The sequence below is a fragment of the Flavobacterium soli DSM 19725 genome (assembly GCF_000422705.1).
Classification (GTDB): Bacteria; Bacteroidota; Bacteroidia; order Flavobacteriales; family Flavobacteriaceae; genus Flavobacterium; species Flavobacterium soli.
The window spans coordinates 265,022-276,272 of the sequence record NZ_AUGO01000003.1; the positions used below are offsets into that span (position 1 = coordinate 265,022).

The following is an 11,251-nucleotide window of genomic DNA, read 5'->3' on the forward strand; positions in this document are numbered from 1 at the left end:
TTATATTTTTAAAATGTTTTGGTTACTAAGTTTCAATTAAAAATTAAAAATTACAACTTAAATGTGAAATTACAACTCGATAATCTTCTTTAATTAATTCTATTAATTTCCAAAATTGTATCGTAATGTAATCCAAGATCTGATATTCGTTATTGGGAAAGCGGTTGAAATAACAGCTTTCGAGAACGAATGGTCATAAGAGAAAATCGCAGTAAGGTTTTTACTGAAAGAATAATCGGCAATTAATTTCACTGACCAAAGGTTTTGCCCGCCTGCCAATTGGTTATTGTCATAATCCAAATATCTCACAATCGTCTGACTGTTTCGCAATGAAAAATCAGCTCTTAAATTGATATCACTTTTAATAACTCCTGTTGGATTATCAGCTAAAGCCGAATTGAGAATAACATCCTTGATGCGGTATCCTAAACCTACAATATATTCCATTCCTTGCACTTCAGTCAATAAATTATTGTCGAAACTCATCGATAAAGCTCGGTCTTTTTTAAGTTCTCCTACTACCTTGAATGAGTTTTTCATCTCCATTTCAACCTTTATCAATGGATTAAATTGTTCCACCAAGTTGATATTGGAAATCAAGATTCTATTTTGGAAATTTCCTCCTGCATCCAAAGGTGCTGTTGGTCCAAAATCAAGATTTGAACGGTAGGAATTCACGGTATAGGAAGCCCTGTAGGCATGTTGCAAAGAAAAACGTTTGAACCTGTCCTTGAAGAATTTATAACGCATCAATCCTGTATATTTTACCGTCCAGTTTGGTAACGGCATGCTTCTAAGGGCTCCCAACGTAATTCCCGAAGCTTCTTTTCCTGTATAAGCCGCGAGGAAGGAAGGCAATAAAACGGCTTGATTGTTTTTGCCAAACCCGACTGGATAGCCTAGATTAGAAACCACTCTTTGATAATTTGGATCATTTGGATCTGCAGGAATAGGCACGTCCGTTCCATATCTCGGAATTGGATTCCCTCCATAATGGCTTGCTGCCAAACGATTCGCAATAGTCAGCCTGTTCTCTCTAAATTCATCAAAAGCTGCCGAACCATTTTCATCACTTTGGCTAAAAGCTGTTCCTATCATTATGGTTGAGATGGAGAAATTACCGAAGTTATAAGGCGATTGAGGAGTATATTGTCCGTCAACTACATTAAATTGTTCTGAAGCATTATCAACATAATTTCTGTTGGCAACCAAATCAATCTTAAAATCTGGAAATAAATCCACATTGGCGGTCATGTCTAAAGTCTTAGAAGTAACTTGTGTAAAATTTTGATTAAACTTACTATAATCTGTTAACCATCCGTTTCTTGCAGCTTCGTATCTTACATCGGATTGATCCCCAAAAACAAAACCTAAACTTGGTCGAGCCGTTCCAAAAAATCCTAATCCTGGAGTATAACCTGGCAATACGGTTCCGCCTGTTTCGGCATAATTGATTTGAACATTCTTGATACTGGTCACCACACCAATCAATCCATCAAGAAACACATTTCCTTCTTTTTGAACGGTAGCCCTTGCATTGTTTACTCTTTCACCTGGTTTTGGTGGAGCCTGATTCGCTGGTCTAGCTGGTTGTTTTTTATTGGCACTTTTAACCAAACCAATATATTTATACAACAAATCCATATTGAAAGCCGTATTCAATCGGTGGGCTCCATTGTTTTGAATCGTATTTCCAAGGTTATAGGTTAGACCATCATCTGGATCAACATAATCAGAAAACGCGATTGAAGCTCTTTGCCAGTTGAAATCTCCCGTGTAAGTGTAAGTAGATTTCACAAAGCTCAACAATGGAATCTTGTTGATTGGCAAATCATAATTTACCGTCAATTGCTGGTTATGTTGATTGGCTTCTCCAATGTTCCAATAATCGTCCCAAATTGTGAAAGTATCGATTGACTCACCATTATCATTCAAATAGTTTCGAACAATATTGCTGGTTGATGCAGTATAATTCAATTTCAATGATTTGGTCAAATTATAATTGAAACCGTATTGATAATTGAATAAGAAATTCCTTCTGTAAAGCGGATCGAGTTCAAGACCCAGATTTTCCACTTGGCGGAATTGCTGACGGTTGTATTGTCTTAAAATACTGGTGCTGAAATTAATATTGGTAGGCAAATAATTAAAGTTGAAATCACTCAGCAATTTCCAATACGAACTTTTCTTCATAAACTTGGTTTGCTTGAAAGGTTCAATCGGTTTTGACTGGAAAGTATAAGCATAATCAACAGCTGTTCGAAGTTGCTGATCTACATAATCTTCAATTTCATAATCATGTTTTTCGATCTCATTAAAAGAATACGAAAGTGTTAGATTTTCAGGATCATAAATATGGGGCTTCTGTTCTGGAGCTCGTTCTTTTCTAACTCCAATGAAGTTGATACTCGTAGTTTTAGTATAATCAATCGCCCTGTTTTTAATATTCTCTCTGTCAGATGCATCAGTTGTAATGTCCAACAACTGATCTAATTTAATATCTTGGTTAAAAGGATCATATTGTGGTGTAATCGTTTCTTCCCCAACAGAATAATTGAACGGAAGTGTGATGCCCCATTTCTTAGGCAATAATTTCCCTAAACTAAGATTGGTGACAATATTATATTGCTGCACATCTTCTCGGCTTCTCTCGTTTGGACCATCTTCCAGAGCTCCAAAACCAATGGTGCTGATTCTTCCTGTTGCTGAGATGGTAGCAAAATCGGCAATATTCGAATCTACACTCAAAACTGCAGCCATACCACCTTTGTTGTCCATTCCTGCAAGTCGAAGCTCGTTGAACCAAACTTCTCCTCTCACCGGTCTTTCAGGCAAATTTAAAGGATCTGTTCCGGTATTGTTTTTCACCCCAATCATCAAGGTCCGAACCAAACCAAAATTTGGATTTCCTTTGATACTTAATTTTATTCTGCTATTTTCTGGAGCAATATTGTCATCAAGTTCATAATCATACTTACTGTAAACTCCATCAACAGATACCTCGCCTTCTTGAGCATTCATTGCCTGAATTTTCAACTTGGTAAGCAAGGCCATTTGAATATCCAACTCATTTTCGGCAGGCCAAACTTTTTCTTGTGTGGAGGCATCAAGTGAATCGGTTACTTTTAATGCTTTTTCTACCTGATAGTAATTTTGTGTAAAATCATTACCAAAACGTATAAAGGCTGCCATCTCATAGTCTTCTAATGGATCATTGTCTTTTTGAAGCACTTCGGCATGCAGAAACATTTTTAAATTTTTAAACTGACGCATGTCAACACTAACATTCTTGAACACTGCTCTCGAATCCTGAGGAATCAATCCATCACCCGAAATTCGTAATGCTAACGATTGTTCATTTTGGTTGATAACGGTATTGTTGTTGTATAATTGTTCCCTAACAACTCCCGGAGGTGTAACATAATTGATAGGTTTCTTTTCGCCATTTTCTTGAATGTTAACGGCTAAAACGTCAAAAGAAGTATTGTCAATTGGCGGTTCAGGAACATCAGATGGAAGTAGTGAATTAGTAAATCTTCTCCATTCACCTCTAACTAAATCTAAGGTTCCGAAACGCAATGTAATATCTTCTGTAAATCCTGTCAAAAACATTCTCATAAAACGGATCGACTTGAAGTCTTCCATTCCGCCAATGTTTTCTTTCAACGGACCATCAATTGGAATTTTAAACTGGATCCATCTTGCTGGAATGGTGGAACCTGATGCTCCACCCGGTATAGTAGCTTCGGTTTCTCTAATATCGGTAACGAAGTTTTGACCTACCGTCATGTTTGGAAACAAATCAATGCTGTATTGATAATAGGCATTAATCGTGTTCATTGTATTGTCCCGGTTGATGTCTTCTACATCTGGAATAGTAGAATTCCCTCTATTATTATCCGTTACATCAACAGGAGAGTTTCGTTCTAGACCATTATAATTTCGATAACGTTCCAAAACATTTCCTTGAGCATCCAAATAAAATTCATAATTATCAGCTGCAGGATCTGGAAGTCCGGCAAAAGCACTTGCTCCAGCTAATGTTGCTTCTTGTACATCACTCAAACCATCCAATCCAACATCTTGAACATTTCTATTCGCATCACTGGTATCAAATGCATAAATCAACGATTGTGATGCAGGAACTCTTCCCCAAACTGATGTTACAGTGTTTTGATTGGAAGTGGCTTCAGGCAAGCCATTTTCATATTGTTTCCTACCATCTTTCAGTACATCTTCTGATATTTCCCCAAGATTGAAATATACCTTTCCTGTATTTGTACCAACCGTTTCATTGTTGTGATAAGGATCCATCATCCAAAACTGAATATACTCCACATTCCCTTGCTCGAAATTGGTTGAACTGATCGATCTCATGATTCCACCAAAATTATCCTGTGGATTGGGAAGCGTATTTCCTGTAGCTGTATCGCTAAAATTATAAGGGCCTCTTTCGGTTGGATAATAACTTAAATCTAAGGTATTGATAACGGTTTGTTGGCCATCGGCAATATCCGTTACAGGAAACAACTCATTGATGTAAACTCTTCTTGTTTTGTTAGTAGCTAAATCAGCATCGGTGACACCACCCGGTCTTTGACTTGAGTAGAATATTGGGTCAATTGTATACCAAGCTAATTTTGCCCTTTTAAATCCATAACGCAAATCATCCAAAAACTCTGCTCCAAAGGATGGATGTGCATTCGAGGGACTATCGCTTGGCACTGAAGCTAAACTCCAAGCCAATGCCGATCTCATGTCGATTGTAGTTTGAGAGCCTTCAAAATCATCTACATAAATAGTAGCCTCTCCCTCAAAACGATCTCCTTTTGGTGCATCAGGTTTCAAGAAGGCTACTTCTCCCCTCAAGGATAAATTTGAAGGAACATCCGTATCAATATTTGGTAATTTATTGACCAATCGTGTCAAAAGCGGTACTTCAGTAGAAAAGTTACCGTTCAATCCAAAAATAGTATTGTTTACTGATTCTTGTCCAAAACTTGATTTTTGTGTAAAAGGTCTTTCAGACATACGAAGAAAAGTTCCGCCTAATACAAATTTATCCGAAAATTTATGCTCGACATTCATACCAAAAAACCTTCTGGTTTGTTGTCCAAAAACGGCATTGTTTTCAGTAGTAATTTCAATTGGAGCGCCAGAAGCCTGTAGTGCCGGGTCTAAAATTTGAACCGTTCCTCTTTGATAGTTCACCGAATAATCAATTCCTTCTACTAAACGTCTTCCTCCCGCAGTTACCGTTACAGAACCTTGCGGCACGTTGAATGCTCCAATAGAAATTCCGTCTCCACCAGTAGATTTATACCTTCCACGAAGTTGGAATTTATTCTTTTCACTTTCCTGCAAAGCCCTGGCTTGCGAATTGCTATAAAGTGTTCTAAAAACATATTTTGCCTGATTGGCATTATACGTGGTTGGATCGTTATAATTTTCAGGAAAAGTAGGATTCTCTGATCGTAATTTTTCAAACAGATGCTTCCCGAAAGGTTCTACCGTCGTGAAAATGATTCTTCCATATTGAGTATCGACTGTCAACCCTGGAACAAAATCGAAGAAACCGTCACCCTTGCCATTTTCTTCAGGGTCATTTGTATAATTTAAACGGTCAACATTAAACACTTTCAACAAAGGAGTTTCCTGAACATCTTCGGGAAGCGGAATTGAAGGTTGACCAAGACTTCCGGCAGCTTGAGTAATATAATTTAAAGGCGAAGGGTCACTGTATAAAATGTTGAACCTAAAATCTTCCTGTTCAAGCTGTCCTCCTGGAGCAATTTGATAGATATTTTTCATCATCAAATTCCAAATTGGTCGTGTAAATCCAGTTTGCGGATTTGTAACCGTTGTGATACTGCTTTTCAACATCTTCAAAATCAAGCTCTGTGTAGAAATCACTTGATTCTCTGGAGCAGGTTGATTATTTGGATCAGCTCCGTTGGTTACGGTTGTAGATTCAACCCCGCCATTTCCAAATTCTCCCACTTGATAAACGTCATTTCCAATCGTATATTGGTAGGCTACAGCCAAAACCTCATCATTTGCCAAACGTTGTTGTAATGAGATATATCCCAATTGTGGATGAAAAGTATATTCGTTTGGAGATAATTTTCGAGCATTTTCTAATTTTGCATAATCCTGGCCTTCTGTAATGGTGGCTCCTGGAGCGGTAAATGAATCATTCCCGGTAGTAACAATCTCTCTGATGGATGGATTCAAGATACCACCGGCACCAATCAGTCCTGGATCAAAGCTATTGTTTTCGTTATCTGAAGGAGCATCAGGTCCTGTTCTAAAAAAACCTGGTGGTATAACAGGTCCGATGTTAACGATTTCATTTTCTAAAAAACCATTCAATGGAGCCTCTCCTAAATCCTGAAGTGCAATAATATTTCTTGAGTTATTGTCAGTAGTACTCACTCTATTTTGCCTGTTGGTTACCCAAACTTCTAGCCTTGTAATTTGAACTCTGCTACTAATAACTGGATAATTAGCCAAAGAAGAATCATATTTATTTCTGAAATATTGCGAAAGGAAGAAGTGTCGATCAGCATCATAATCTAACGAAAAGATGTCGAATTCCTGAACCGTTCCGCCACCTTGTGCAGTAACTGATTTTGATTGTGATTTTTGTTCGGAGAAAATTCCTGTAATCGTGGTTTTCCCAAATTGGAACTGGGCTTTAACACCAAATAAACTTTGAGCTCCACGAATCAATGAACTGTTTAATGGCAAGCTAACGTTACCGACTTCTATTTTTTGAAGGATATCGTCTTCAGTTGGAGTATATTCTAATTTGATAAGATTCTGAAAGGCAAAGGTAGATTCAGTATCATAGTTCGCATTCACATTCAATCGGGTTCCCACTTTCCCCATCAAGCTCAAACTGATTCTCTGGTCGAAATCGAAAGTGGTTATCGCTCTATTTCGTGGAGAAAAGGAAGGATTATCTTGTTTGGTATACCGAACTCCTAAGTCCATTTCTACCGATCCTGTTGGTTTTACATCAATTGTATTACTTCCAAAAATCGTTTCGAAGAAACTGGAATTCACATAATAACGTGGCAATAAATCTTTTTTGGCCTCTTCCGATCCTTCTTTTTTTCCGTCGATAGCATCGGCTTTTTCTTTGAAATATTTTTTCATCGATTCCCGCATCACAAGATCTTCATACTCTTTTGGAGTTAGAATGGCTGGATAATTGATGTTATATTCACCTACTTTACTGTTGTAAATATACCGATCGGTGACAGGATCATAGGTATAGGCAGAAACCACACTTGGTGGATTTTGAATTTCTAATTTTCCCGTATTATAACCAATGGTATCCTTAACTTCTTGGTCATCTTCGTCCTCTTCAACTTGGGCTTGTACATCGAATGCGGCAAAGAAAACAAGTAAAAAAATACCCATTTTCATGATTGCTTCAGTTCCTTTAAGATAGAATGTCTTCAACTACTATAAATTTTTTAATGCTTGTTTTATTATCGTCTCTACGGAAGCATCTGGCTGCTCTTTCACAATTTTTTCAACCACCTTTTCAGCCGATTTCCTGATGAAACCTAAAACCTCCAAAGCAGATAACGCTTCATCTCGATTTGTATTGTTTTGTACTATAGAAACTTCGTCCAAATCATACAACTTTAACACCTTGTCCTTTAAATCCAAGATAGCCCGTTGTGCGGTTTTGGCTCCAATCCCTTTAATAGACTGGATTGTAGCTACATCACCCGAAGCAATTGCCTGGATGATCTGTTTTGGGTCGAGCGAAGAAAGCATTGTTCTGGCAATACTGGCCCCAATTCCCGAAACAGAGAGTAGCATTTTAAAGATCTCTCGCTCAGACTTTTCTACGAAACCAAATAAAGTATGGGCATCTTCCTTGATTTGGAGATACGTAAATAGCTTAATATGGTCCGATGACGGAAGTAATGAATAAGTATGTAACGAAATATTAATATGATAACCCACACCTGAACAGTCTATTACAACTTCGGTTGGCGTTTTTTCTACTAATTTACCTTGTATATGTGCAATCATTAGTGTTAAGTAATTGCCAAATGTAGCAAAAATCTTTTATTGTACTGAATGTAATTGAGTATCAACGAAAAAAAAATCCAAACTATACCGTAGCAATCTTGTTTCGCTTCTCTTTTTCCTGTGCATCCACAACGGCAACGGCTGCCATATTAACCATTTCTTCTACACTAGCACCTAGCTGAAAGACGTGAACTGGCTTGTCCATTCCAAGTATAATAGGTCCAATCGAATCTACTTTATACAGTTCTTTTAGCATTTTATAGTTGATATTCGCTGCTTCCAGATTTGGAAAAATAAGGGTGTTCACTTTCTTTCCTGCCAATTTTGAAAACGGGAATTTCTTTTGAAGCATTTCAGGATTCAGGGCAAAATCGGTCTGGATTTCTCCATCAACAATCAGATCTGGATAATATTTATGCAAATAGGCAACCGCCTCTCTCACTTTTGAAGCACTTGCATTTGGCGAAGATCCAAAATTTGAATAGGAAACCATTGCCATAACAGGTTGCATCCCGAACATTTTTACGGTTTTGGCAGTCATCAAAGCAATTTTTGCCAAATCATCTGCAGATGGATCGGGATTGATGGCGGTATCAGACAGAAACATTGGCCCTCGATTGGTCATCATCATATTGGCAGTGGCAATCAACGAGATACCCGGAGCCTTGTCGATCAGTTGCATCATAGGTTTTATAACCGATGGATAACTTCTCGAATAACCCGTCACCAAAGCATCGGCTTCGCCTTCATTGACCATCATGGCGGCAAAATAATTTCGTTCACGCATCCATTTTTGGGCATCCAGTAGCGAAATTCCTCTTCGCTGTCTCGACTTCCAAAAAATATCTGCAAATCGTAATCTTCTTTCGTCTTCCTCTGATTTTTTTGGATCAAAAATAGGCACATCGGCATCAAAGCCAAGTTCTTCTTTTAGTTCCAAAATTACTTCCTTGTCTCCTAAAAGAATTGGGTGCCCTATTCCCTCTTCCAATACGATTTGGGCAGCTTTCAGCACATCCAAATGATCGGCTTCTGCAAAAACAATACGTTTTGGATCGGTTTTCGCCCTGTTGGTCAATAACCTCACCATCTTATTATCAGACCCTAATCGCTCTAAAAGTTCTTCTTCATATTTTTCCCAATCATGGATAGGATGTGTCGCCACGCCAGATTCCATTGCTGCTTTTGCAACAGCTGGAGCCACAACGGCAATCAATCGTGGATCGAATGGTTTTGGAATGATATAATCGCGTCCAAAATTCAGTTTGGTTTCGCCATAGGCAATATTCACTTGTTCTGGAACCGATTCTTTAGCCAATGAAGCCAAAGCTCGAACGGCTGCCATTTTCATCGCCTCGTTGATTTTGGTAGCACGAACATCCAGAGCTCCTCTAAAAATATAAGGAAAACCCAAAACGTTGTTCACCTGGTTAGGATGATCGGATCTTCCGGTTGCCATAATAATATCATGGCGAGTGGCGATGGCCAAATCATAATCGATTTCCGGAACTGGATTGGCCATGGCAAAAACAATCGGATCGTTTGCCATTTCCAGCAACATATCAGGAGTTAGGATATTTCCGGCCGAAAGTCCCAGGAATACATCAGCACCTTTCAAGGCGTGTTTCAAGTCGATAGCTGGGATTCCGTTGGCATATTTTTGTTGTAAAGCGGATAAATCCTGACGGTCTTTCGACAAGACCCCATCTTTATCAAACATGATGATATTTTTGACATTCACACCTAGAAGTACATATAGATTGGCACAAGCCAAAGCGGCCGAACCTGCTCCAGAAACCACTACTTTTATATCTTCAATCTTTTTATCAGCTAATTCTAAGGCATTCAACAAGGCTGCCGACGAGATAATCGCCGTTCCGTGTTGGTCATCATGCATCACCGGAATGTTCAATTCCTCCACCAGGCGTCTTTCGATTTCAAAAGATTCGGGTGCCTTGATGTCTTCAAGGTTGATGCCGCCAAAAGTTGGAGCAATATTCTTAACCGTTTCGATAAAAGCATCGATGTCTTTTGTACCCACTTCGATGTCAAAAACATCAATATCGGCAAAAATCTTAAACAATAAAGCCTTTCCCTCCATAACCGGTTTTGAGGCTTCGGGACCAATGTCACCCAGACCTAAAACTGCGGTTCCGTTGGTGATCACGGCTACAAGATTTCCTTTGGCAGTATATTTATAAACGTTGTTGACGTCTTTTGCAATTTCAAGGCAAGGTTCCGCAACTCCTGGCGAATAGGCCAAGGACAAGTCCCTTTGGGTGGCATATTTCTTGGTTGGTACTACTTGAATTTTCCCAGGGGTGGGTTTGGCGTGGTATAATAAAGCTTCTCTTCTTTTGCTGTACTTGTTCATTTAGAATCGTTTTTATTCCGACTTACAAAGGTAAAAGTCTGAATGTAAAAAGGAAACTTTTGGGGGCTTATTTATTGAATATTTATTGGAGTCCAAACTTGGTTAACTATGGAAAATAGTATTCTTGAAATTTTATAGCTTTACAGCTTTGCCAATTTAACTCCAAAAATATATTTTCAATACAAAAACCAAAACAATCAAACTTTTGCTGAAGCAGATAGCCCTCCTATTCAATCTTTTCAGATGGGTTCTCAATGTTAGATTATTCCTTTCAATATGATTCGTACCAAAATTCCCCTCCTGTGGAGGGTTGTTCGCCGCGGCGAATGGGGTGGCCTTTCTGGTAAAATCCCGACAGTACTTACACATCTCATCAACTTCACAGGCTTTTCCCTTACTGATAATGGGCTGTTGAATGCTTTTGGCAATCGAAACAATCCTTTTCAACAATGTGGTAGCCGAAATTTTTAATACCCTTGCAGTGCTTCTTATTCCCAGGCCTTCCTTGGTTATCTGATTGAGGTCTGACTAATAAGCATTGTAGCCATAGCAAGACTGTTGCCGCTTTTGACAGATACAACATTTATAACGTTGCTTCTCATTGTTTTGAAATCCATTCTTTATGCATTTACCACTACAAAAATTACATTTTATTTCCATGACCTATTTTGATACATTAAGATACAAGAAAAGCATTTTTAGTCCTTATCCGACCTTAAAAATAGAAGAGGCGACCTGTTGGGTCACCTCTAATTGGTTTGGAATTTCAAAATACATACTGTTTTTCAAGGAATTAAAGTGGTGTTTTTGAAAAACACCTAA

General features: G+C 38.4%; 3 protein-coding genes and 1 pseudogene. All 4 read right to left on the minus strand.

Annotated features, from left to right (window positions below; translation table 11 throughout):
• Positions 1-102: 102 nt before the first annotated feature.
• The 4 genes and pseudogenes from sov to G508_RS20650 all read right to left on the minus strand — a co-directional run bounded on the left by sov (position 103) and on the right by G508_RS20650 (position 11,089).
• Complete coding sequence (gene sov, locus G508_RS0106650) at positions 103-7,437, minus strand: T9SS outer membrane translocon Sov/SprA (RefSeq protein ID WP_026704586.1); 7,335 nt, start codon at positions 7,435-7,437, stop codon at positions 103-105.
• Positions 7,438-7,473: 36 nt separating this feature from the next.
• Positions 7,474-8,055 carry a Holliday junction branch migration protein RuvA gene (gene ruvA / locus G508_RS0106655; RefSeq protein ID WP_026704587.1) on the minus strand — a complete coding sequence of 194 codons (582 nt, stop codon included), beginning with the start codon at positions 8,053-8,055 and terminating at the stop codon, positions 7,474-7,476.
• A gap of 82 nt (positions 8,056-8,137) precedes the next feature.
• Positions 8,138-10,429, minus strand: a complete 2,292-nt coding sequence (locus tag G508_RS0106660; RefSeq protein ID WP_026704588.1) for an NADP-dependent malic enzyme — start codon at positions 10,427-10,429, stop codon at positions 8,138-8,140.
• A gap of 156 nt (positions 10,430-10,585) precedes the next feature.
• Positions 10,586-11,089 (minus strand): annotated as a pseudogene (locus G508_RS20650) (IS1 family transposase).
• Positions 11,090-11,251 lie beyond the last annotated feature (162 nt).

Excerpts from the sequence above, each read along its gene's own strand:
- G508_RS0106660 (WP_026704588.1), bottom strand. The coding sequence starts at position 10,429 with ATGAACAAGTACAGCAAAAGAAGAGAAGCTTTATTATACCACGCCAAA.
- ruvA (WP_026704587.1), bottom strand. The coding sequence starts at position 8,055 with ATGATTGCACATATACAAGGTAAATTAGTAGAAAAAACGCCAACCGAA.